We start from the raw sequence: 26,042 nt of genomic DNA, 5'->3' as shown, positions 1-26,042 counted from the left end.
CTTACACTAATTTTAATTTACCGCTAACGGCGTAAAATAAATAGGTTTTTATCTGGCTGTGTCCCATCTCCATGAGCAGATTTTTGTAATTTTCAACCTGTTCAATATGTTTATCGCTTTCTGTAAGCGTAAATTTATAATCCAGAATGATTACTTCATTCTCGTGAAATAAAATACGATCTGGCCGATGAAGTTTGCCCTTTGTATCAATAATGCTTTTTTCCGTTATACTTCCGGTTGCCCTGCTTAAAACAGCTTTTAAATCAGGGTTTTCCAATACCGATAAAACTTTTGATTTCAGCTGCTCCTTTTCCTCTTCCTGTATAATACCATCCAGAATCAAGGTGGTAATGTATTTGTCTGTTTCTGTTTCATTACTGGCATTGGCCAGAATATCATGTAGTAAAGAGCCTTTCCTGCCAGATTTTTCGATATTAACCAAATGCCTTAAATGTTTTTCTTCAGAAGGAATGTAAAGTTCAGACAGGCGTGTGGTGGTTGGATAATGCTTTAAATCAATAAAGTCATTTTCATCAATTTTGCTTTCCGTCGAAATGTAATCTACTATTTCGTATACCCCATTTTCATCAAATTCGTGGTCAAAAGTTAAATTGATAACATCACCCATGTTGGATAATTTCAATTCTTTTTTAGCCATCGTAGCGATATAGAGGTAATCTTTCGAGCGTGTGGTAGCTACATAGAGCATATTTAATGCATCCATATTGTTGTATAGCAATTCCTCATAATAGGCTTTTGCTATTGCCGAATCAGACAGGGCTTCATTATATTTCAGCGGAATGCCCTTAAGTTCTTTATAAACTGTTTCTTCAGATGATACCCAGAAGGTTCCATTTGCTTTTCCTTTAATTTCCCAGTTGCAGAAGGGAACAAAAACTGCTCTGAATGCAAGCCCTTTTGATTTGTGGATGGTGATGATCTGGATAGCATCTGCACCTTCTGGTGATGGAAGCGATTTTTTAACCCCATCTTCTTCCCACCAGGTTAAGAAGGCAATAATTCCTTTTTCTCCTGATTTTCCTGCTGCTGCGGTTAAATCTCTAAAAGCTAAAAGATAGGGCAGGTGAGCAGTAAGCGTTTTTAAGCCATAACTTTCTATTAAAATCTCTACCAATTCTGGTAATGGAAGTTGAAGCCAGCTTTGCCAGTTTTCGCATAAAGATAAAGGCAATACTGCAGAAAGCTGATTAAGTGTCTTGCTGGTGAGGTTAATGTAATGATTGGCATCAGGTTCTTTGCCCTGTAAAGAATGGTAAAGTGCTATGCAGTTTGCCTTATATAGCGCACTTTGAGCTTCTAAACCAATTAATACTTTTAAGGTATTAATGATGAGTTGAATGGCGGAGTTATTCGAAATTAACAAGGCATCGCCCGATAAAACAGGAAGATGGTGCTCCATCAATTTGCGCACGGTAAGTAAAGCTTCGCTATTAGACCGCACTAAAATGGCGATGTCCTTCAAGGCATAATTCTGCTGATCTTTTAAAATTTTAATTTCTTCGATCACGTCATTCAAGGCAATATCTCTAAATACAGTTTCCGTGAAACGGGCCTCATCGGGAGCATGTTCCTTACCAAATTTTTTAATTTTGATCGTGCCTCCCTTTAAGGTATTGCCCGCAAAATTTTGCGTGGAAGCACTATAAATATCGGTGATGATTTGGGTATAATTCTCGTTGGCCCACCAATTGGCAATACTTTCTGGTTTAGAAGCTAAGTTTGTGTTAAGTTCGTTTTGTAGCGTTAATGGAATTGACCGATAGATAAAATTATTAAATGTGATGATGTTTTCTGTGCTGCGGTAGTTTTCTGCAAGACTTTCTTCCACAACGTTTTCTATACCCACTTCGCGTTTAGCATGTTTATGCAGGATATTCCAGTCACCATTTCTCCATCGGTAAATAGATTGTTTGGTGTCGCCAACAATTAGATGATCGGTCAAATCTTCGCTTGGTGTGGCCATTGCATTGGTAAGTAAAGATTTAAAACTACCCCACTGACTGGTTGAGGTATCCTGAAATTCATCAAAAAGAAAATTGCGATATCGGTTTCCTACTTTTTCCCATATGAAAGATGGATTGTCGCCAGCATCTTCTGTAATGCCAGATATTAATTTTTGGGCATCGCTAATTAAAAGGTTATCATTCTCTGCACGATATTCTTTTAGTAACATCGCAATCTCCTGCATCAGCCTTAAATAGTACAAGTTTTTATTGAATGCAATGGCGAGGCTATAATTAGGTAAGTGTGTTAAATAATGGTTTTTTATTTGCTGAAGAATTGGATTCACCACTTCAAAGGCTTCTGGGGAATTTGCATTTTTCTGAAACCACTCTTCTGGTTCGTCTATTAAATTAAAAAGCGATTCTACTTTAGAAAAGTCGCCACGCGCTACCAGTATAATTTTGGCTAAGGCACTTCTTGATTTTCCCTTAAAATGTTCATTTTCTACCCCCAAAACATTAAGTGCCTCATTGGCTTCCATTGCCAGGCGGATAATTTCCTCTTCAAAATTTTTAATTTCTGCTTTGGTTAGGCTGATGTATTTTTTAAAGAGTTCATCAATATTTTCCAGCCCCAAGGCGGTTACCGCATCTTCAAAAATTTGGAAGCGTTCGGAGAAAATCTCACCTATTAAATTATAGAGTTCAAATTTATAATTCCAGCTTTTGTTATCGCTAATGCGCTCTATGGCCAAATCTATAATCCACTGCAAAAGTTGCTGATTAGTGTCTAAGGCTTCATCCAGTTTATTTACCAGATCATCTTTTACCTTGTCATAATTCATTTCTAAACTATAATCGGCATTTAGTCCGAGTTCAAAAGCGAAGCCACGGATAACCTTTTGCACGAAACCATCAATGGTACTTACAGAAAAGCGGCTGTAGTCATGGAGGATTTTTCGGTAAATTTTATCCGCTTTAAATTGAAGTTCCTGTGCATTTAATTGAGGATAAGCAACGAGAACCAATTTTCGATAATCATCTATTTTTTTTGAGGGATTACCTTTTGCCAGCCCAAGTAAAACTTCCAGAATCCTGGTTTTCATTTCTTCTGTGGCTTTATTGGTAAAGGTTACCGCTAAAATCTCACGATATTTATTTTCACCAGAGAAAAGTAAAGTCAGATAGTGCGCCGTTAAACTGAATGTTTTACCAGAACCGGCAGAAGCCTGAAGTATTTTAAGTGGTTTGGGCATAGTGTTTTTTAACTTTTTTTGATTTTCTTTTTCGCTAATGTTTTATGGCTTATCCTTGCTGGTCTTTCTGCCATTTCAATTTTAAGGCCTAGCAAATCTCTAATTACCACTGATGCACAGGCACCACCGAAAGCCGCAGGCAGATACGAAACCGTGCCATAAGCAGATCGTTTAAAATTACTACCATCCGTCATGATCATGGAGTTTTTATCCATTTCCTCTGTAGAGAACACAGCTTTGATTTTACTAGCGTTCATGAGTTTGTTTAATCTTTTTCGAACATAACTGGCGAAAACACATTGATAAGTATCTGGTAACATCGCAATTCTTAATCTCGTCGGGTCCATTTTACCACCAGCACCCATTGAGCTTACAATCGGAATATTTTTTTCTAAAGCAGTAGAAAGCAAGGTGATCTTTGGCATCACACTATCTATACAATCCATAATGTAATCAAATCTTGATTCTAAAATTTCCCTGCACTTTTCAGGGCTAAGAAAAGTATTTACGACATTAAGTTTCAGTTCCGGGTTTATGGCAAGTAATCGCTCCTGCATAATTTCAGCTTTACTTACGCCATGATTGGTGGCTAAGGCAGGTAATTGCCTGTTCCGGTTAGTAGGATCTACCACATCACCATCTACAATGGTCATTTCACCAATACCCGAGCGGCAAATAAATTCTGCAGCAAAAGAACCTACACCACCCAGGCCAATGACCAGGACATGTTTATTCTGCAATTTTTCAATTCCATCATTACCAACCAATAGGGCAGAACGCGAAAGCCAAGAAACATCTGACATATAATTTTATACGAATTTACAGTAAATCTAATTTTTTCCAGTTAGCAAACATACAAGCTTTGAGTGCATCAACTGAACAATTTTTCAACTTAGCAGCAGCATTATAGATTTCCTCAATTGGTATTCCCGAATCATCGGTCTCCAAGAAAAACAGATCTGTGTCGCGGATAAGCTTTGAAGCACCAGAATTTTCTTTCAGAATTGCCGTGCCAAACGATAACAAAAAACCCTTTTTTAGTAGTTGAAGGCCTAACGCCTCATTTTTATTAAAGCCGTGAATAATCATCGGGACATTAACCTTCAGCCGGTCTTTAATTTCTATTAATTCAGAAAAAGCTTTTACGCAGTGCAAAATTAAAGGTTTATTTAATTTTTCGGCCAGCTTAATTTGTATTTCCAGAATGGAGATTTGATTTTCAATTTGCGCACCTTTTAGCCGATCTAAACCACATTCACCAATTAGTTTAACATTCTGCTGACTGGCCAACACACTCATATACTTCATTTGCATCTCCAGTTTATCTAGGGTGGCATACCAGGGGTGAAGTCCGATTGAAATAGGCTTCGTTTTGGGCATGGCCAGGAAAATATCGCTGGTTAGTGATAAACTTTGGATACTTGTGATACCTTTTTTTTGGGCAGCCTGGTGTGTATGTATGTCTAAAAAATCCATTCGATATTCAAATATAGGCTTTGTAAAAAGTATTTTTACTGTAAAGAATTTGCTGTTAACTTATAAAATCCCTCTTCTTTAGTATTTTACATCATAATTAATATCATTTATGAAAAAGCTATTTATTTTATTAACGGCTGTGTTAATATCTACAGTAACATTCGGACAGTCTAAAACTGCAGGGGTACACATATACAATCCTGAAGCAAACGCCATGGCCGATTTGAAAGCTGCAACACAAAAAGCGGCGAAGGAAAATAAACATGTGCTGGTTCAGGTAGGTGGAAACTGGTGTAGCTGGTGCATTGCTTTTCATCAATTGGTAGACTCAAATGCCGTATTGAAAAAAACCATCAATGATTATTATGAATATGTGCTCGTTAATTGGGATAAAGAACACCACAATGATGAGGCGATGAAATATTTAGGATTTCCTAACCGTTTCGGTTACCCGGTTTTCGTGGTATTGGATGGAAAAGGTAAAGTGCTTCACATCGAAAATTCTGCCTATCTGGAAACGGATGAAGTAGATGCCAATGGCAAAAAGAAAGTGGGGCATGATGTGAAAAAAATCACTTCATTTTTGAAAGGCTGGACGGTTGCCGCGGTTGATCCAGATACTTATAAACCGAAGGCTAAATAAGCTGAAAGACCAAAGCAAAAAAGCCACAGATTCGCAGATTTAATATCTGATAATCTGCGGCTTTATTTTTAATCATTAATTATCTTCATCATCTTTCAGGTCGTCTACATTTAATTCGTATGACGGTCTGGATGCTTCATCTGCTTGCTCCAACTTATCCTTATCATATTCAATACTTGGATCATCACCATCTATCTCATTGATATTGTCTACATCATCCTCTCTGCGTAAAGCATCGTTTGGGTCTTCTGAGTAATTATCTTTTGGGTCTATCATAACTTTAAGGTTTTATCTTTAGATAATCACTTTCAGAAAGAAATTGTTTTAGTTTTATGAGGAAAGGTTAAATACTAGGTAAAGAAGCTGGGCGCTGGCTTTCGATGTTGACTTACGAAGTTTTAGTGGGGGAGAGTGGTGGAAAACTTCGTCAGTCTAATCGCAACAGATTGCTTCACACCATTGCTAAACCCTGCCCTTCAGTTCGCAATGACGACACCTCTTGCCGTCATTGCGAGGAGGAACGACAGCCTGCCCCGACCTTTCGGGGAAGCAATCTATTTTAAATGAAACTTTAGATGCACATGAAAACTGTCGAAGTCTTGCTACGCACTGGCTTTGAGACTTCGCAAGTTAGATCAACCGACTTACGAAGTTTCAGGGAGGTAGTGGTGGAAAACTTCGTCAGTCTAATCGCAACAGATTGCTTCACACCATTGCTAAACCCTGCCCTTCAGTTCGCAATGACGACACCTCTTGCCGTCATTGCGAGGAGGAACGACAGCCTGCCCCGACCTTTCGGGGAAGCAATCTATTTTAAACGAAACTTTAGATGCACATGAAAACTGTCGAAGTCTTGCTACGCACCGGCCTTTGAGACTTCGTAAGTTAGACCAACTGACTTACGAAGTTTCAGTGGGATGAGCGGTAGGGAACTTCGTCAGTCTAATCGCAACAGATTGCTTCACGCCATCGCTAAACCCTTCCCTTCAGTTCGCAATGACGGATTTTTTGAGGAGATCCGCTAACAGAATCGTCATGCTGACCTGTAGCGCAGCGGAAAGCTAAGCAGTAAATTCAGTTCAGCACCTATTTAATTAGATCCTGAATCAAGTTCAGGAAGACGATTTTATTTACAAACCGTCACCATATTTATAATTTGGTAAAATGCTAACAGGTAATTTTCCGGTAGGCACTAACCTATTATTAATCACAGCTGCTGCAGAAATTTGCATGTAGTCTTCTTTTTGATAAGCAACGATTAAGCCTTTACTCTTTTCTAAACCAGGTAAACCAGCAAGATTATAAGGATTCGCAAATAATGCAAATACCGCATTCTTAGTGCTTAATTCTTTAATAAAATTCTTTACACCAGCATTTAGCGGGATGTTATTTGCAGGTCTTGAACGTGCATCATGGATGCCTACAATCACCTGATCAAATGCACCAATTTCACGGGCAATATTAGAGATTTGGGTAGCGCTTGCATCTTTGTCCAGTACATAATAAACTGAATTATAAAACCCCTTTGAAACCTCTTTTTGGAATTTTGTAACGGTTGGAACACCAATACTGATGATTGCCGTCCTTCTGATCGGAACCATATTTTTAATATTTTCTTTACCCTTTAGTAGTGTAACAGAAGCATTGGCCAGTTCCTGAACCAAAGCATTACTCGCAGTACGGTTTACACCTGCAATCAGGCCTTTTGTGTCCACTGTGTCGTGTTTTGATAAGCCCGCCCAGTATTTCGCAGTTAAAATCTTACGGACACTTTCATCAATCGTTTTAATGTCTATTCTACCTTGTCTAACGGCTCTACGAACCAGTTTAATTGCCCGGTCGCTATTTTCAGAAAGCTCTATAATATCGTTTCCGGCAATGATCCCACGCAAATCTGCTTCACCATTTTTGTAATATTTTACTACGCCCTTCATGTCCATCGCATCAGAAATAATCAACCCCTTAAAGCCAAGCTTTTGTTTCAAAATGCCTGTTACAATTGGTTTTGATAATGTAGATGGTAAATTTTTGGTCGTGTCTAAAGATGGAATGTTCATGTGCGCAATCATAACCCCTGATGCACCTTGTTTGATTAACTCTTTAAACGGATACATTTCAAGTGTATCCAAGCGTGTGGCACCAAAAGTGAGCTGCGGAAGATCATAATGTGAATCCACATCCGTATCGCCATGGCCCGGGAAATGCTTAAGGGTAGTTAAAAGACCAGCATCCTGCATGCCCTTCATATAAGCGCCGGTTTTATTCGTCACATTATATTTGTTTTCTCCAAAAGAACGATAATTAATTACCGGGTTTTTAGGGTTATTGTTGATGTCTGCATCAGGAGCCAAGTTCATTTGCATGCCCATTCGCTTGAAATCTTTGGCGACTTCCTGGCCCATTTTGTAAATTAAATCTTTATTTTGAATGGCACCCAATGTCATTTGATAGGGAAAAGAAATGGTGCTGTCCAAACGCATTCCCAATCCCCATTCGCCATCATTGGCTACGATTAAAGGTACGTGACTTAGTTTTTGGTAAGCATTTGTTGCCTTGGCTTGTCTAACCGGGCCACCCTGAAAAAATATAACGCCACCTAACTGTTCTCTTTTTATGACCTGACCAACTGAATCTGTATATTTCTGTCCTAAATTGGTATGTGCCCGAACGAAAAACATTTGCGCAATGCGCTCCCGGCGATTTAGCTTGTTAAAAACAGAGTCTACCCACTTAGGCTGATTGGCTAACATTTGTAAATAGGTTTGCTTTTGTGCAGCTGCAGAAAAAGTAATGGCGCACAGAATGGCAAAGGAGAATAAAATTTTTTTCACGGATGTGTTTCGTTGAACTGCTAAATTAATAATCAAAAGTCGAATTAAACAAAAACCAATCCAAGTAATCGATTTAATACAATTATGTTTGGAATTATAGGTGGTGAGTGGGGAAGGCGTTGGAGTTGGGATTTGTTTGAGTTGGTAATGTAGAGCACTTCAAAACTGAAAAAGGCCATAAAATCCCATCAATATTTGATTCAATTGAAAAAAATGAAAACCTATTTAATCCGTATCGGTTATTATAATAGCGCTCAGCAAATAATTATTCACTAAATATTACAGCTATGAAAGATACGGGCACACCAAAAAACAACTCTACGGTTCAGGGAAGTTCAATCGCAGACAGAGCAAATCATGATGTTAAAACAGATAAGAAAATTCAGGGCATTACCAATGGTGGTGGCCAACGTTCTGATCAAACATCGAATAAAGATAATCAGCGCAAAGTCGACAATAAAAAATAGTGCGCTTTGCATTTAATAAAAATGGATGATGGCTTATAAAGCAATCATCCATTTTTTGTTTATGATGGTTCTTTGGCTAATTTAATAATTTCACTTCCTTCAAGCACCCTTCTTTCATTATGATGACTAAGGGTATTAATCATCGCTTCACCAAGTTCCTGCATGGTACAGAATCCATTTTTTGAAACTGCTCTTCCAATGGGAAAGAGCCAGTTAATAAATTTATAGAAGGTATGTGCATACTTCTGCGCTTTAATGGGCTTGATAAAACCCGGACGTAGATTGTATACCTGAGCAAAAGGCAACTGCATTAAATCATTTTCAGTTTTACCCTTAACTTTCTGCCAGCTTAATTTACCATTAGGATTAGTGCCACTTCCTGAGACATAACAAAAGGTCATGTTTTGGTTTAACCTGCTTAACGTTTCAGCCACATGCATCGTTAAGGTATAGGTCATTTTATAATATGGTTCTTTAGCGACACCAACTGAAGAAATCCCTAAACAAAAAAAACAAGCATTGTAACCCGAAAGCTCGTGCTCAATGGGGGCGAAGTTGAAAAAATCCTGATGAATAATTTCTTTCAGTTTAGGATGTGTATAGCCGCATGGTTTTCGGTTGATCACCAAAATAGCATCAATTTCAGGACTATTTAAACAACAAATCAGAACTCCTTCTCCAACCATTCCGGTTGTACCCGTAATAATCACCTTGTTTACACTTCTCGTTTTTCCCATTTTAGATTAGCTTGATATTTATCAGATAAACTCATTGCTTGCCGATAAGTTTCATTTTGGATTATAAAAAAGGTCTCGATAATTTCGAGACCTTAAAACCTTATTGAATGACAGTGCCTTGCATTTTGTAATCTTTCGGCGGTTCTGCATTTAAAAGATGCTGAACAAAATAATCCCACCTACGCCTCATCATGTAGGGTGAATATGATCCATAACCATGTGCACTATTCGGGAAGATGACTAAATCGAATGATTTATTTGCCTTTTCTAAAGCTTCTACTACTAATAGCGTATTGTAAGGTGGTACGTTATCGTCCATCATACCATGTACAAGCATTAATTTTCCTTTCAAGTTTTTGGCATAGTTCTGATTAGCCTGAGCTTCGTAATCGGCGTTTTCTGCTAAACCATTGTAGCGTTCACCCCAATCATCTTCATAATTCCTGTTGTCGTGATTTCCTGATTCAGCAATGCCCACCTTAAAGAAATCAGGATAACGGAACATGGCCGCTGCAGTAGCGAAACCACCGCCCGAATGCCCCCAGATACCTACCTTAGTCGTATCAATCGGATATTTTGTAGCCAATTGTTTAATGGCGGTAATTTGATCAGGCAATGTATTAATAGCCATGTTGCCATAACTCATGTCGTGAAAACTTTTTGAACGGTTAGGATTACTGGTACCCTCCATCAAAACGACAATAAAGCCCAGTTCCGCAAGCGCTTGATGATCTCCACGAGAGGCTGCAAATCCCCAGTTGCCCACGCTACCACCTTGTGGACCTGGATAAATGTAATCAATTACCGGATACTTTTTGCCGGCATCCATTTTAGTTGGTGTAAAAACTAAACCATAAATGTCTGTTTTATTGTCGCCTGCTTTAACCGAAATAGGTGTTGGTGCTTTCCAGCCAGTTGCCGCTAATCTGGATACATCTGTTTTTTCTATCGGAGTAACCAGTTTACCGTTGATTTCTCGGTAAACCATTACGGCTGGCACATCTGGTTGAGAAAAGCTGTCAATAAAATATTTTTCAGATGGCGATAATCTTACTTCGTGGTTCCCAGGTTCAGGCGTTAAATCTGTTAGGTTTTTTCCATCGAAGCCAATTTTGTAGAAATGTTCAAAATAGGGATTAATTTTATCGAGGCCACTAGCCATAAAATAGAGTGTGCGGCTTTTTTGATCGACCTTAATTAGACGGGTTAGCACCCAATTGCCTTTGGTAATCTGGTTTTTTACCGTTCCTGTAGTGGCATCATAAAGATATAAATGACCCCAGTCATCGCGTTCAGAATACCAGATAATTTCTTTGGAATCAGGTAAATACCGCCAATTAATTTCGCCCTGACCAGATTCATATTGTGTCTTAACCGTTTCTTCAAATACGTCCCTAACACTGCCGGTTGTGGCATTCGCAATTCTGAATTTTTCATTTTTATGATCGCGAGATGTAGAAACAAAAGCCAGTTCTGTACCATCAGCTTTCCAGTCGATGTCATCAAATGTACCACTACTCGAAATATCATCACTCAATGTGGCCCGATGAGGATCAGCAGGTATGTTTAGGGAAATCACCTTTGGGTTTTCAATATCAATAATCACCCTTCTGATGGTAGGAATTTGTTTATCGCCCGGTAAAGGATATTTCCAGGCCTCTAATTTTGGAGCACCCACATTGGTGGTCACGAGATACATATCGTTTGAGTTGCGCTGATCCTGTTGAAAGGTGGCGATCTTTTTTGAATCCGGCGACCAACGTAAGATTGGAGCATTACTGTGTTTCCAGCCGGCATTATCGGTAGCATAACCATAATCTTTTATCCCATCGGTAGTAAGTTGCGTCAGCTTTCCGCTGGCTACATCTTTAACATAGAGGTTATAATCTTTAATCAGAATGGCTTTTTTGCCATCGGGCGAGATTACCTCATTTCCTCTTCTTCTTCCTGCTGCGGGTGAAGAATCACTGCCATATGCAGTAGTTAAGGTTTTTGTTTTTTTAACGGGATCTACCAGATAGTTTTCAGTGCCTTTGGCTGATTTTTTGGTATACCAGAATTGATCGCCTGCAAGCCAATTCGGCTGTGAAATCAAATTGTCAACAAATTTTGAGGTATTATAGCCCATGAAACTTTCGGCTCTTGCATAATCCTGAGCGGTTAAAGTTTTTTTCTGAGCGTTAGCAGTAACAGCCACTGCGCAGGCTGTAAGGGTAAGCCAATATTTATTCATCATCTTTGTTAGTCTCAGCTGATAAAATTAGCACTGTTTTATGAACTGGTAAGTATTAATGCTGATACAAAATAGCCCTTATCCGCCTATTGGCACCTTTCCCATGAAAGGTAAAGGGCTAGAAAAATAAATCCCACTCGGAGAAATCGTCATTCCGACCGCAGTGGAGGAATCTTTGAACCTTGTATCCAAATTGATAGTGAATTAAACCCCTATCCGCCTGTCGGCACCTTTCCTCTGAAAGAGAAAGGGCTATGTTCGCAACTAGTGGGTGAAAAAATGGTTCGGTAGTAGTAATATAAAGGAAGTGGTTATAAACGCGGGGATTCTTCGCTACGCTCTGAATGACAGTGATAGGAAAAATAGTCCCTATCTGCCTATCGGCACCTTTCCCCTGAAAGAGAAAGGTCTATGTTCGCAGCTAGTGAGTGAAAAAATGGTTCGGTAGTAATATGAAGAAAGCGGTTATAAACGCAGGGATTCTTCGCTGCGCTCTGAATGACAGCGATAGGAAAAATAGCCCTATCCACCTATCGGCCCCTTTCCCGTGGAAGCGAAAGGGCGTGAAAAATAACATTTGTCGAGGCAAACCGCATCGTGAAATCCAACTCCCCTCCTTTTTTTCAAGGAGGGGTTGGGGGTGGTTATTATAATAATTGGATACATTAGAACCCCTATCCTATTTTTTAGGTAATACATAGGATTATAGTAGCCACACAACTTTGTTTTTACAAAAAATCTGCGCATTTGCCATTTTTTTTTCTTTGAAGTTGTGTGTGAAAGACAGGGTGTTCAAAATGATAAAATACAATATTCACCCCTTTTATTTAGTAAAACCTACTCTTTATAGGCTGTGCCAGTTAGGGGATTAATATAAAAGTAATCCCATTTTTCTCCATTGAAAATGCCTGCTTTTGCATCGGCATCCAAGCTATTGTATTGAGGAGCAACCGTGATTTTTTTAGTGGTTACGTCGATCAATCCATATTTTTTCTTTTTGAAATCGGCCTCGTTCTGAAGCTCAAAGCGCCATAGCTTCGGATAAGCCGTTAATTCATACAGGCTGGTATATTCCATTGGCAAAATCCAATTTTGACTATCCTTATCAAAAATTCCCGATCGCATATCAGTGCTATTCTGATTGCTTCCTGTAACTAAAAACCATGATTTATTCGCACGGATCTGTTCAACTCTTCTGATGTTAAAGTTGGTGGGTAGAGCACGGTTAATACCCAAATCACTGGCGTCAGGGTACATTAAGTTGCCCCCATTAGAACTGATGATAAAATCTTTTGTTTTTTTTCGGTCGCTTTCCCAGGTGCCGTTTTGGTGAAGGATATAAAATGCAGATTTATTTTTAACATTGCTCCGAATGATAAAATAGGGGATGTTGGGTATGGAATAAATCATTGATGCATGTGCAAGGATGGAAGATGCGGCTATCTTTTGATCAAAATATGGGTCTATTTTTTTAGGAAAAGTTTTGTCTAAATCAGGGTAGATAAAAACATGTTGATCCTGGTTTTGCATAAAATTCAATTTCACCCTGGTCCCGGCGTCTATTCTTTCAGTTTGTATTTCCTGTTGATGTCCGTTCACTTCTACGGTTATCCCTGCAGGAATTTTGAAAATATCGTCGTTTAAAGGTTTCAGATGCTGATCTAAAAGTGTATATGAATGGCCTTTTTTTTGTAGTAGGGTAGCATTTGCAAGAATAGCAGTGATATGATGGCCAACTGGCTGGATTTTCTCCTTACCAATTTGATATAATTGATCATTAATTAAAATTTTATCCTGAAAACTGAAGATACCAGATGAGGGATAAGGATATTCATTTGGATTGTGATTGGAGCTGATGACCGTTTGATTGTTCCGAAGTAAAATAACCTTCCAATTTATTCTGGGCACATCCTTATCAAACCATCTTTTATCATTGGTTCCACCCATAACTGAAAAACCAGGGAAAATTTTCCATTTTTGGATCTTCCACCAGGCATTATATGTTTGCTTGGTAATCGCTAGGGTTTCTTTTCCAATGGGCACAAGTTCAATTCTGTCGTATTCATAATCCAGTTTAACCGCTCCTGTTTGATCTATTACGCCATTTTTTCTACCCTTTTGTACTACAGCAAAGTCATTGGTAAAAAGACTGGCATCTTCATATTGAGGTGTGATTTTTATGTGATTGTCTTGATCGCTAAATCCGATCAATCCGGATTTACTTTTCCAGGGATACAGGGTTTGTTGTGGTAAATCCTGTGCGGTTGCTACGATATTTGATGTCATAAAAAATAGGAAATAGCTTATTATCAAAGGGGATACGCGCATGTATAAAAAAGGTTAATGATGCTAAAGGTTTAGAATCGCAACTAATATGTCATTATTGAATAAGCCTTCTATATTGGCATCATGTACTATTAAAATAAACTGTTCTAATAGTATTATAAGGCACATCATTAATCCTATTTGGTTGGATGGCTGCAAATCGTAGTAACGGATATATTGATATTCAAAATAGCCTCCAAACTAAATCATGCGCTAATTTGAATTTATATCGGTTAAAATGAAAGCACACTATATATCTATGCGTTCGTGTAAGCATGATCGTCCAGGGGCAAGGATACATAAAATATACTTCCCTCATCAACCTTACTTTCAAACCAGATGTCGCCATGATGTGCCTCCACAATTTGTTTGGAGATGGCCAGGCCAATACCAAAAGAATGTTCACCTGAAGTACCTTCACGTTTGGTATCGGTAAACATATCGAAGATTTTTTCTCTATGATCTATCGGTATCCCGATGCCCTTGTCGCTAATTTTGATCAAAACCGCATGATCACTTTTGATCATTAGAATTTCTATATCTGCACCAATTGGACTAAATTTAATTGCATTAACAATTAAGTTACTCACTACCCGCCAGATTTTTCCTCCATTCGCTTTTATGGTAACTTTTACGCCTGTAAAAATCAAATTTTGCGCTTTCTCCTGAGCTTTAAACTGCAACAAACTAATGCAGTAGGCTACAAGTGAATTCAATTCTACCATTTCTGTTTTCATATTAGCAGAGTTGGTATTAATATTTAACAAATCGCTAATCATATCCAGCGATTGTACACTGGAAGTTTCCAGTAAATCGAGCATTTTATGCTCATCCTCCGTAAGATCGGCATGTTTTAAAAGTCCGGTAATGCTGATAGCAGCGGCCAGTGGACTACGGAGGTCATGAGCTACAATTTGCATCATCCGGGTATTCTCCCGCTGACTTTGTTCCAGTGCGGTTAACACATTTTGCATACTGGTATTTTTTTCGGTAATCTGAATGTTCAGTGCCTTTAATTCCCTCTTTTTGTACCATAATATAAATACCGTAAGGATGACAATCAGCAAGGTTACGACTGAAGCAGCAAGATAACCTCCCTGTACATCCTTTTCCTGATTCAGTGTGTTGAGTTGATATTCCTGCTCATTATTTTTGAAAGACATGTCGATATCGCTTGCCTTTAAACCGAGCGTTTTCTGTTCTATAGAATCACGCACATTGTAGTAAAGCTGGAGGTATTCATATGCCTGAGGGATATTTTTTATTTTATTAAAATACTGCCATTCCAGTTTATAAAGCCTTAGTTTAACATCTATTGGCGCTGCTATTTCGGGGCTTTCAGCTTCCAGTTGCATGGTATCAATTAAAGCACTGGCTTCTTTCAAATGGTTAATCTTTAAATAAAGGTAACCAAGTTTAATTTTTGCCGTAAGCGCATCCAGTTTATAAAATTTCGACTGACCATTTATGGCAATGCTCCTTTTAAGGGATTGTTCTGCCAAACCAAATTGTCCTGCTTTTAGATAAGCACCGCCAAGATTACCATAAACTACTCCAGTAGCCCTTAGAGTAAACTCTTTTTTAGACGGGAGCTGCTGTGGATGCTGGTTTAAAAACTGTAATGATTTTCTATAGTAATGAATGGCACTGTCTGGTCTGCCAATTCGTTCAAAACAAATTCCGATGATATTCAGGTAACTGTGTCTGGAAAAATAGATATCATACAGGGTTTTATTATCATCGCATTGGTCTCCTTCTTTAAAGGCCTGTTTAAAAAAGTATATGGCATCAAGATATCGTTCCTGCTTATACCTCAAAAAGCCGAGCCGATAGGTGTAGCCATAACTTAAGCAGGGTTCTAAATTCTTTGCTGCAAAGCGCTGACCCTTGTAATAGAAATTAAAGGCCATATTATAGTTTTTCGACATTAATATGGCGTCTCCCTTAGCAAATAAAGCATTGGCATACTCAGATTTAAATATATGCTCCCTTCCCTTTAAAATGATAAGCATACTATCAGCATATAAATTCGCCAGTACACCATTTTCATTATAATCATGATAGTAATCGAACTTGGCATTAAATCGTTGGAATAGTTCTTTAACACTTGGTTTTTTTAAGTTCAGATAGGCAGAATCCATGTATAACAAGGCTTGTTTGCCTTGCCCATGCCGATTCATGGTATCAACCTTTTTTAAAATTTCTTTGACCTGATCGGAAAACCCTGTATCAGTTTGATGAGGCTTGTTTTTGGAACAAGATAAAAAGCAAAGCGTTATGGCTACACCAAGTAAAAATTTATGCATATGCAGTTGTTTGGAATGAGCGATTACTAATTTGTTGCCATTTTTTACAGCAATAGTTTTTGGCTTAGTTTACTGCGTTAATATACGTAATCAACATAGTTTCGTTTTCGTGGTTTATACGGGTTTTTGTTCGAAAATATGAGTAAAAATACTGTGCTTTTTTTGGTTCAGAATTCTCTGTTGATATTTATTTTCATAGAGCATAAACCCTTATTTATGGAGTGATAATGCCTTTCTGCCGATTGGCTATTCTTCATCATATTTACTTGTAATACATTCGATGTAAGGGAAAAGTAATTAATGACTTAACTGTGGTCTATTTTTTACTAAGCAAACAATAACTCACTTACTAAATTAACAGCGCATTCATCTCATCCCATTTTTACGGATGACTTATAGAAAGTTACCAAGCAAATATAAATGCATTTATCATTCAGGTTAAAATCTCCCAGGATTTTTATCATATAAAGATTTTATATAGATGCCCAGATAGACCATTTCAATCCTTCAATCTTACGACACATTTCCATTTTTATTTAGCTCTTTCAACAAGTTGCTTTTCTTTTAGCCGCCACACATCAGCATCAATACTCAAGACAACCATTACAAAAAAATACTGCTATTAAATTTTCATCCATTACATATGAAAAAACTTTACCCTTCTGCATGTACTACAAGAAATCTATCCATCTCTCAAGATTTTAGGGTGGTTTCGCCGTTTAAAATACCTCCTGTTAACAACCAATCTTCTTTCGGTTTCTTTGTAAAACTGGCCTTATTATTTTTGCTGGTTTTTGGCATGCAGGTTGGTCTCGTGCAGGCACAAACCAACTTAGCGTTGGGTAAAACGGTTACTTCATCATCAAACCTTGATGCAGCGACTTATCCAAATTCCAATCTCGTTGATGGAAATTTCAATGCGTTTGCGCACACTAATAATGCCTCCACAGGTACCAATGCAGAATGGTTTATGGTTGATTTGGGGGCTGATTATTTTATCAGTAGCATTACCCTTGGAGACCGTGCAAATATCAACAGGCTACGCCGTTTCATGTTTGTGAGTTTCCCAAGTGCCGTAGCCACCCAGGTTCCTGGTCTGGTTCCTACGCAGGGTAGTTATGTTAATCCTAATAATTATACTACCGGGGCAGATGTATCGCTCTTTAATCGCTTAATCTATACTGATCCTACTGCTGGAGGAGTATTTGGACAAGGTTCTACTGGTACAGTTCCTGGTACCGCAGGTACGGTGTTAGGTCCAGTTTTTCCAGGGCATACCGCCACTACTGGTGGACAGCTGAATCTGAATGTCGGTATTCACAAAGCCCGTTATATAATGGTCATTGATCTTCAGCACGACTATTTTGATCCTACAGAACTACAGGTTTTTGAAGCAGCCTCGCCTTATGTACGTGCATTTACAAATGGAGGGTTTGAACAAGGTTATACTGGTGCAAGTTATCAGCAAACCAGGGAAAATACTGTGCCAGGTTGGAGTGCAACTGAGGCCGTGGCTATGCAAGATGCAACTACCATACCTGTAGATGGAAGTTATATCGAAATGTGGAATGGCCCGGGGATGGGTGTTTCTGCTAAGCAAGGCACCTTTTTCGTTGAATTAAATGCTTTTACCAATGGCATGCTGGAACAGCGACCCATTTGCGTGTTAAATGGTGAAACCTTTACCTGGTCTTTTGCCCATAGGGGAAGAAGTGGTACGGATGTAATGCGTTTACGGATTAATGATATCGATGTTGCGGAGTTTACGGATAACAATGCGGTAGCCGCTCCCCACTCCGGATCGGTACTAACACCAGCCACCACTACCCTTACCTCAACAGAGACTGATGCAAATGGTTGGACGCAATACACAGGTACCTGGCGAAATACCACTGGTTCCATTCAAAAGGTGTCTTTTGGTTACCGTGCGGTAAGCTCCGCTGGCGGTCCTACTCAGATTGGAGCCGGAAATTTTTTAGATAATGTAAGCCTTACTTCTTTGTCTAGTTTAGTATCCTTTAGCTCATCTACTGGAACTGGCCCTGAGACTACGCCTACAGCAAATTTACCTAAATTTTTAATTAAAGGTACGACTACAACTGCAACGACTATAGATTTAGTTTTAAGTGGTACGGCCACCAGAGGCTCTGATTATAGTACACCTACGGCAGCTACAGGCAATGTAACGGTTGCAATTCCGGCGGGCACTTACGATGGTACGAGTGCCACTGGCATTAGTCTGGAGCCTTATATCAAAATCAATACTGATCTGATTTCTCCAGAACCTGATGAAACCATTATCATGACCTTAACCAATCCATCATCAGGATTGGCTGTGGGTGAACTGAGTACCTGTACCAATGGACAAAATAGTTCTACTTATACCATTACTGATTCCTGTGTTCCGGCTACCATTACCGGCCCGGCATCGGGTTGTGTAGGTGGTTCTACTATACAGTTAACTGGTTCGGATACTCCGGCTACAACCAATCCATGGGTATCTTCAAACACTGCAATTGCCACTGTTGATAATAATGGATTGGTTACACCGGTTTCTGCAGGAACAACCACCATTACTTATACTAATAATACAGGCTGTTCTACAACAAAAACAATCACCATTAATGCGGCGCCTACCATTACTGGCACAACCAATGCCTGTGTGGGTTTAACTTCACAGCTAACTGGTTCGGCTACAGCTGCCACTACCAACCCTTGGGTATCATCCAATACTGCAGTGGCTACGGTAAGCAATACCGGTTTAGTAACAGGGGTGGCAGCAGGCACAACGGTCATTACCTACACCAATATGAATGGTTGTTCGCAGCAGGTTACTTTTACGGTGAATGATTTACCAACCATTACCGGAACAACCAGTGTCTGTATCAATTCAACTACCCAGCTTACTGGCTCGGGTACGGCAGCCACAACGAACCCCTGGGTATCATCCAATACGGCAATCGCTACGGTAAGCAATACAGGTTTGGTAACAGGCGTTGCGGCAGGCAATGCAACCATTACCTACACCAATAATAATGGTTGTACGAAACAAGTAACCATCACGGTGAATGCTTTACCAACCATTACCGGAACAAGCAGTGTCTGCGTCAATTCAACCACCCAGCTTACGGGTTCGGGTACGGCAGCCACAACTAACCCCTGGGTTTCATCCAATACGGCAATCGCTACGGTAAGCAATACAGGTTTGGTAACAGGCGTTGCGGCAGGCAATGCAACCATTACCTATACCAATAGCGATGGTTGTTCAAAAACATTTAGCGCAATAGTAAATGCCCTGCCAGCTGCTCCAACGGCTACTGCGGTACAACCTACCTGTACTACAGCAACCGGAACCATCACGGTAACTGCGCCAACAGGTTCAGGCTTAACTTATAGCATTGATGGAACCAATTATCAGTCATCAACTAATTTCACAAACGTTTCACTGGGCACTTATTCGTTAACGGTAAGAAACAGTGATGGCTGTACTTCTGCTTCGACCAGCATCACGATTAATGCGCAACCTGCCACGCCAGCTGCACCAACTGCTACTGCGGTACAACCTACTTGCACCACGGCCACAGGCAGCATCACTGTAACTGCGCCAACAGGTTCAGGCTATACTTATAGCATTGATGGAACCAATTATCAGTCATCAACTAATTTCACAAACGTTTCACCGGGCACCTATTCGTTAACGGTAAGAAACAGCGATGGCTGTACTTCTGCTTCGACCAGCATCACAATTAATGCACAACCGGCCACGCCAGTTGCACCAACGGCTACTGCGGTACAACCAACTTGTACTACAGCGACCGGAACCATTACGGTAACTGCGCCAACAGGATCAGGCTTAACGTATAGCATTGATGGAACAAATTATCAGGCTTCGACAGATTTTACCAACGTCGCATCGGGCACTTATTCTGTTACAACAAGAAACAGCGATGGTTGTACTTCTGCTGCGACCAGCATCACGATCAACGCCCAACCTGCCACGCCAGCTGCACCAACGGCTACTGCGGTACAACCAACTTGTACTACGGCAACCGGCACCATTACGGTAACTGCGCCAACAGGTTCGGGCTTAACGTATAGCATTGACGGCACTAACTATCAGGCATCTACCACTTTTAATAATGTAGCTTCAGGTACTTATTCAGTAACGGTAAGAAACAGCGATGGCTGTACTTCTTCATCAACCAGTGTAACAGTCAACCCGCAACCCGCCACACCAGCTGCACCAACTGCGACTGCGGTACAACCAACTTGTACTACGGCAACAGGCACTATTACAGTTTCTGCGCCAACGGGTTCGGGATTAACGTATAGCATTGACGGCAGCAACTATCAGGCTTCGACCACTTTTAATAATGTAGCTTCTGGCACTTATTCGTTAACGGTAAGAAACAGTGATGGCTGTACTTCTGCTTCGACCAGTATCACTATTGATGCGCAACCTGCCACGCCAGCTGCACCAACTGCTACTGCGGTACAACCTACTTGCACCACGGCCACAGGCACCATCACGGTAACTGCGCCAACAGGTTCAGGCTTAACTTATAGCATTGATGGAATCAATTATCAGTCATCAACTAATTTCACAAACGTTTCACCGGGCACCTATTCTGTTACAACAAGAAACAGCGATGGCTGTACTTCTGCTTCGACCAGCATCACGATTAATGCACAACCAGCCACACCAGCTGCGCCAACGGTAACTGCTGTGCAGCCAACCTGTACCACAGCGACCGGAACTATCACGGTAACTGCGCCAACGGGCAGCGGCCTCACCTATAGCATTGATGGCACGAACTATCAGTCTTCGACAGATTTTACCAACGTCGCATCGGGCACTTATTCGTTAACGGTAAGAAACAGCGATGGCTGTACTTCTGCTTCGACCAGTGTAACAGTCAACCCGCAACCCGCCACGCCAGCTGCACCAACGGCTACTGCGGTACAACCTACCTGCACCACAGCGACCGGAACCATTACGGTAACTGGGCCAACAGGATCAGGCTTATCTTATAGCATTGATGGAGCCAATTATCAGTCATCAACTAATTTCACAAACGTTTCACCGGGCACTTATTCGGTAACGGTAAGAAACAGCGATGGTTGTACTTCTGCTTCGACCAGTATCACTATTGATGCACAACCGGCCACGCCAGCTGCACCAACTGTAACGGCTGTACAGCCAACCTGTACCACGGCAACAGGCAGTATCACGGTAACTGCACCAACAGGTTCGGGATTAACCTATAGCATTGACGGTACGAACTATCAGGGATCAACTAATTTCACAAACGTTTCACCGGGCACTTATTCGTTAACGGTAAGAAACAGCGATGGCTGTACTTCTGCCGCGACTAGTGTAACTATTAATGCACAACCCGCCACACCAGCTGCACCAACGGCTACTGCGGTACAACCTACCTGCACCACAGCAACAGGCACTATTACAGTTTCTGCGCCAACGGGTTCAGGCTTAACCTATAGCATTGACGGCACGAACTATCAGGCTTCGACAACCTTTAATAGTGTAACTTCAGGTACTTATTCGGTAACGGTAAGAAACAGCGATGGTTGTACTTCTGCTTCGACCAGTATCACTATTGATGCACAACCGGCCACGCCAGCTGCACCAACGGCTACTGTGGTACAACCTACCTGTACTACAGCAACCGGAACCATCACGGTAACTGCGCCAACAGGTTCAGGCTTAACTTATAGCATTGATGGAACCAATTATCAGTCATCAACTAATTTCACAAACGTTTCACCGGGCACTTATTCGTTAACGGTAAGAAACAGTGATGGCTGTACTTCTGCTTCGGCCAGCATCACTATTGATGCGCAACCTGCTACGCCAGCTGCACCAACGGCTACTGCTGTACAGCCAACCTGCACCACGGCAACAGGCACGATCACGGTAACTGCGCCAACCAGTTCAGGCTTAACCTATAGCATTGATGGTACGAACTACCAGGCATCTACCACTTTTAATAATGTAGCATCGGGCACTTATTCGGTAACGGTAAGAAACAGCGATGGCTGTACTTCAGCTGCGACCAGTATCACGATTAATGCGCAACCTGCCACGCCAGCTGCCCCAACGGCTACTGCGGTACAACCTACCTGTACCACGGCAACGGGAACCATCACGGTAACTGCGCCAACAGGTTCAGGCTTAACCTATAGCATTGACGGAACCAATTATCAGGCATCAACTAATTTCACAAACGTTTCACCGGGCACTTATTCAGTAACGGTAAGAAATAGCGATGGCTGTACTTCTGCTGCGACGAGTATTACGATTAATGCACAACCCGCCACACCAGCTGCACCAACTGCGACTGCGGTACAACCAACTTGTACTACGGCAACAGGCACTATTACAGTTTCTGCGCCAACGGGTTCGGGATTAACGTATAGCATTGACGGCAGCAACTATCAGGCTTCGACCACTTTTAATAATGTAGCTTCTGGCACTTATTCGGTAACGGTAAGAAACAGCGATGGCTGTACTTCCGCTTCGACCAGTATCACTATTGATGCGCAACCGGCTACGCCAGTTGCCCCAACGGCTACTGTGGTACAACCAACTTGTACTACAGCGACCGGAACCATCACGGTAACTGCGCCAACAGGTTCAGGCTTAACTTATAGCATTGATGGAACCAATTATCAGTCATCAACTAATTTCACAAACGTTTCACCGGGCACTTATTCAGTAACGGTAAGAAATAGCGATGGCTGTACTTCTGCTGCGACGAGTATTACGATTAATGCACAACCCGCCACACCAGCTGCACCAACTGCGACTGCGGTACAACCAACTTGTACTACGGCAACAGGCACTATTACAGTTTCTGCGCCAACGGGTTCGGGATTAACCTATAGCATTGATGGTATAAACTATCAGTCATCGGCAAGTTTTACCAATGTTGCATCAGGTACCTACCCGGTAACGGTAAGAAACAGCGATGGTTGTACTTCGGCTGCCATCAGTGTAACCATTGATCCACAACCTGCAACACCTGCAACTCCAGCCCTTGGTGCGGTTGTTCAGCCAACCTCATGCACACCAACAGGTAGTTTTACCATCACCAATTATAGTGCAGCATATACTTATACGGTAAGCCCGTCTGCAGGTGTAACCGTTGCTGGTGACCAGGTAACGGCTCCTGTAGGAACCTATACTGTTTCTGCAACACTTGGTTCATGTACATCTGGTGCATCAGCTAGCGTAACACTAACACGCCCGGCTAATTTAACAGCAGTAATTAGTTCTTCAAGTAACGTGAACTGTTTTGGAGCAAGCACTGGTAGTGCAACTGTTTCAGTAACCGGAGGTACCAGTCCATATACCTATTCATGGAATACCAATCCGATGCAAACGTCTGCCACAGCAAATAATCTGGCTGCAGGCACTTATACGGTAACCGTAACGGATGACAGTGGCTGTTCAACCACTCAGGATGTAACCATTACACAACCTGCTGCCGGATTAAGCATTACCGGAACAGTGATTAACTCAACCTGTGGAGCCACTAATAATGGGTCTGTTGATATTACACTTTCAGGTGGAACAACACCGTATACTTATCAATGGGACTCAGGCGAAACCACACAAGACATCAGCAATAAAGCGGCCGGTACTTATACCGTAACCGTTACGGATGCCAAAAGCTGTTCTACATCATCATCATTTACGGTTACAGCAGGTAACTGTCAGCCCATTGCAGTTAATGATTCCGGAAATACAACACCAGGCGTTCCAGTTTCTGGAAACGCATCAACAAATGATACGCCAAGTGGTGATGGGGGTAATTCATGGTCTTTAATTGGTACTGACGGAGGCGCAACGCTGGGTTCAGTAACAATGAATACAGATGGATCATTTACCTATATACCAAAACCAAATACCAGCGGAACAGATACCTTTACTTACCATGTATGTGATGTAGATGGGGATTGTTCTACAGCTGTAGTGACCATTACAATTGATGCATCTACACTGAACATCAGCACAACCGGTACAAATGTAAGATGTTATGGAAATAATGATGGCTCAGCTACGGTAACGGCAACAGGTGGTACCTCACCATATACTTATTCATGGAACACCTCACCAGTGCAAACCACTGCTATAGCAAATAATCTTGCAGCGGGTAGTTATACTGTTACGGTTACTGATAACGTTGGTACCATTAGAACGGAAAACATTACCATTAGCCAGCCACCAAGTGCATTGGTAGCGAATGTTGATATTCCACCTGTAGATGTAAAATGTTTTGGACAGAATACGGGAAGTGCAACCGCTTCGGCTACTGGTGGTACTGGTTCATATACTTATTCATGGGATACTTCGCCAGTACAGACCACTGCTACTGCAAGTAATCTTGCCGCAGGTACTTATACCGTAACTGTTACTGATGCAAATGGATGTACCAGTAGCAAAAGTGTAACCATTGCACAGCCTTCTGCTGCATTAAGCATCAATATTACTGCTCAAAATGTAATTTGTTACGGTTCAAATACAGGAAGTGCAACTGCTTCGGCAAGTGGAGGTACCAGTCCATATAATTATTCATGGAATACCAATCCGGTACAGGCATCGGTCACAGCCAATAACCTTACCGCTGGTACTTATACCGTTACAGTTACAGACGCAAACGGCTGCTCAACCAATCAAGATATAACCATTACAGAGCCAGCTGGTCCGGTTCCTGCACCAACGGCTACTGCGGTACAGCCAACCTGCACCACGGCGACAGGTAGCATTACGGTAACTGCGCCAACGGGTTCAGGCTATACTTATAGCATTGACGGAACCAACTATCAGGTTTCAACCACTTTCGCAGCTGTTACGCCAGGTAATTATTCTGTAACGGCTAGAAACAGTGATGGTTGTACCTCTGCGGCTACCAATGTAACCATCAATTCGCAGCCGGTAACACCAGCTTCGCCAACAGTATCAGCGATACAGCCTACTTGTACCACCGCTACAGGGACAATAAATGTTACCGCACAAAGCGGCACAGGAATTACCTATAGCATTGACGGCACGAACTATCAGGCTTCGACAGATTTTACCAACGTCGCATCGGGCACTTATTCTGTTACAACAAGAAACAGCGATGGCTGTACTTCCGCTGCAACCAGCGTCACTATTGATGCGCAACCTGCCACGCCAGCTGCACCAACGGCTACTGCTGTACAGCCAACCTGCACCACGGCAACAGGCATGATCACGGTAACTGCGCCAACAGGTTCAGGCCTCACCTACAGCATTGATGGTACGAACTATCAGGCATCTACTACTTTCAATAATGTTTCTTCGAGCACTTATTCGGTAACGGTAAGAAACAGTGATGGCTGTACTTCTGCTTCGACCAGTGTAACTATTGATGCGCAACCTGCTACGCCAGCTGCACCAACGGCTACTGCGGTACAACCAACTTGTACTACAGCGACCGGAATCATCACGGTAACTGCGCCAACAGGATCAGGCTTAACTTATAGCATTGACGGCACGAACTATCAGGCTTCGACAGATTTTACCAACGTCGCATCGGGCACTTATTCTGTTACAACAAGAAACAGCGATGGTTGTACTTCTGCTTCGACCAGCATCACTATTGATGCGCAACCTGCAACGCCAGCTGCACCAACGGCTACTGCGGTACAACCTACCTGCACCACAGCAACCGGAACCATCACGGTAACTGCGCCAACAGGTTCAGGCTTAACTTATAGCATTGATGGAACCAATTATCAGTCATCAACTAATTTCAC

General features: G+C 41.3%; 12 protein-coding genes. 3 read left to right on the top strand and 9 right to left on the bottom strand.

All coding sequences use genetic code 11. The annotated features are described in order from the left end of the window. Position 1 precedes the first annotated feature (1 nt). Genes EV200_RS20200 through EV200_RS20190 form a run of 3 tightly spaced genes read right to left on the bottom strand, consistent with a single transcriptional unit; the run spans position 2 to position 4,696 of the window. Positions 2–3,220, bottom strand: coding sequence for a UvrD-helicase domain-containing protein (locus EV200_RS20200; protein ID WP_132536001.1), 3,219 nt, complete (start codon positions 3,218–3,220; stop codon positions 2–4). Positions 3,221–3,228: 8 nt separating this feature from the next. Further along, positions 3,229–4,023: a tRNA threonylcarbamoyladenosine dehydratase gene (locus EV200_RS20195; protein ID WP_132535999.1), complete on the bottom strand. Its 795-nt coding sequence runs from the start codon at positions 4,021–4,023 to the stop codon at positions 3,229–3,231. Between the two features lie 16 nt (positions 4,024–4,039). Further along, the gene (locus tag EV200_RS20190; protein WP_132535997.1) at positions 4,040–4,696 is read right to left on the bottom strand and encodes a TatD family hydrolase; all 657 of its coding nucleotides are present in this window, start codon (positions 4,694–4,696) and stop codon (positions 4,040–4,042) included. A gap of 109 nt (positions 4,697–4,805) precedes the next feature. On the opposite strand from EV200_RS20190, the gene EV200_RS20185 reads away from it, so the two are divergent. Continuing rightward, positions 4,806–5,339: a thioredoxin family protein gene (locus EV200_RS20185; RefSeq protein ID WP_132535995.1), complete on the top strand. Its 534-nt coding sequence runs from the start codon at positions 4,806–4,808 to the stop codon at positions 5,337–5,339. Positions 5,340–5,414: 75 nt separating this feature from the next. Here the strand turns inward: EV200_RS20185 and EV200_RS20180 are convergent, their stop codons facing one another. Then, positions 5,415–5,615 (bottom strand): hypothetical protein, encoded by a 201-nt coding sequence (locus tag EV200_RS20180; RefSeq protein ID WP_132535993.1) that lies wholly within the window; start codon positions 5,613–5,615, stop codon positions 5,415–5,417. Positions 5,616–6,469: 854 nt separating this feature from the next. Then, positions 6,470–8,170 carry a glycoside hydrolase family 3 protein gene (locus EV200_RS20175; RefSeq protein ID WP_132535991.1) on the bottom strand — a complete coding sequence of 567 codons (1,701 nt, stop codon included), beginning with the start codon at positions 8,168–8,170 and terminating at the stop codon, positions 6,470–6,472. 287 nt (positions 8,171–8,457) lie between these two features. Between EV200_RS20175 and EV200_RS20170 the strand changes: the two genes are divergently transcribed. After that, positions 8,458–8,637: a hypothetical protein gene (locus tag EV200_RS20170; protein ID WP_088299587.1), complete on the top strand. Its 180-nt coding sequence runs from the start codon at positions 8,458–8,460 to the stop codon at positions 8,635–8,637. A gap of 59 nt (positions 8,638–8,696) precedes the next feature. Here the strand turns inward: EV200_RS20170 and EV200_RS20165 are convergent, their stop codons facing one another. The 4 genes from EV200_RS20165 to EV200_RS20150 form a co-directional block, all read right to left on the bottom strand. Continuing rightward, positions 8,697–9,374: a Rossmann-fold NAD(P)-binding domain-containing protein gene (locus tag EV200_RS20165; protein WP_132535989.1), complete on the bottom strand. Its 678-nt coding sequence runs from the start codon at positions 9,372–9,374 to the stop codon at positions 8,697–8,699. Between the two features lie 100 nt (positions 9,375–9,474). Beyond that, positions 9,475–11,610 carry a S9 family peptidase gene (locus tag EV200_RS20160; RefSeq protein WP_229676884.1) on the bottom strand — a complete coding sequence of 712 codons (2,136 nt, stop codon included), beginning with the start codon at positions 11,608–11,610 and terminating at the stop codon, positions 9,475–9,477. 834 nt (positions 11,611–12,444) lie between these two features. After that, positions 12,445–13,893: a WG repeat-containing protein gene (locus EV200_RS20155; protein WP_165877991.1), complete on the bottom strand. Its 1,449-nt coding sequence runs from the start codon at positions 13,891–13,893 to the stop codon at positions 12,445–12,447. Positions 13,894–14,189: 296 nt separating this feature from the next. After that, positions 14,190–16,238 (bottom strand): tetratricopeptide repeat-containing sensor histidine kinase, encoded by a 2,049-nt coding sequence (locus tag EV200_RS20150; protein WP_132535985.1) that lies wholly within the window; start codon positions 16,236–16,238, stop codon positions 14,190–14,192. A 643-nt stretch (positions 16,239–16,881) separates the two neighbouring features. Between EV200_RS20150 and EV200_RS20145 the strand changes: the two genes are divergently transcribed. Continuing rightward, the coding region (locus EV200_RS20145; RefSeq protein ID WP_132535983.1) for an Ig-like domain-containing protein at positions 16,882–26,042 on the top strand (9,161 nt) is incomplete at its 3' end.

It is taken from the genome of Pedobacter psychrotolerans (assembly GCF_004340665.1).
Taxonomy (GTDB): domain Bacteria; phylum Bacteroidota; class Bacteroidia; order Sphingobacteriales; family Sphingobacteriaceae; genus Pedobacter; species Pedobacter psychrotolerans.
Note: the sequence above shows the minus strand (reverse complement) of the source record. Positions and strands in the feature narration are given on the sequence as shown.